General features: G+C 44.3%; 1 protein-coding gene. It reads right to left on the bottom strand.

The annotated features are described in order from the left end of the window. Nucleotides 1–118: 118 nt before the first annotated feature. Entirely contained in the window at nt 119–706 is a 588-nt protein-coding gene (locus QGM61_RS15200; protein WP_281133499.1) for a hypothetical protein, read from the bottom strand. Nucleotides 707–802: the final 96 nt, after the last annotated feature.

The raw sequence follows: 802 nt of genomic DNA, 5'->3' as shown, positions 1-802 counted from the left end.
GTCCCTTGTGCTTGAAAGTCTTGATCATGGCCTACAGTGTAGCGTGTTGCGCAACGGTGTCAAGCTGCATAACGCCCGTATTCACGTGCCGGCGTAGCTGGTCACGTGCAATTGATTGTTAACTGCCGAAAGAATAATTTATTAGTACTTCAGTATCCATGTGAGTAACTCCGCTGAAATAGTCTCCCCCAGGCCTGAATAAGAGTGGTGTAGGGCCAAGCTCTGCGCTTTCAGCCATTGACTTGTAAAGATGAAGAGTCGCTACATATAGCCCGGCAAGAGCATTTAGTACATTACTCAAATTTGCTTCGCCGAAATGATCGTCCCTATTATGTTTTACCTTGTTGTGTGCACCCCACCATAACGGACTTTTGCGAGACTTCCCTGCCCAATTCTTCCAAGGTTGGAATTTTAGTCCAAACCTTGGTATTTCTACTTCAAAGTTTCCCAGCGACGGATATGCAGAACCGAGCTTCGATGCATAATGTCCTATATTGCTTGCCTTGGATTTTTTATCCAGATTTTTGCATAGTAGTTTGCATACAACATCTACTTCTGAGCATGCCGAAAGAAGTAAAGAAGTGAATTCTACCGAATACGTTTTAAAGTTCGCTTCGGCAAACTCTATATAACGAACTGTACTAGCCAGATCTTCTTCTAGAGCTAGAAAGTGCCTCCAATGCGGTGGCGATTTGGTCTCAGTCATCGCTATGCCCATGTGCAGTTAACGCCCTTATTTATAGGCAAACTGCGACGCAGTTTGTCCTTTATAGAATTGATTGTTAGGTGCCAAGATTCCGCT

This window comes from Pseudohongiella sp. SYSU M77423, assembly GCF_029911965.1.
GTDB lineage: Bacteria > Pseudomonadota > Gammaproteobacteria > Pseudomonadales > Pseudohongiellaceae > Pseudohongiella.
Note: the sequence above shows the minus strand (reverse complement) of the source record. Positions and strands in the feature narration are given on the sequence as shown.

Coding starts and splice junctions, on each gene's coding strand:
- QGM61_RS15200 (WP_281133499.1), bottom strand. CDS start 706: ATGACTGAGACCAAATCGCCACCGCATTGGAGGCACTTTCTAGCTCTA.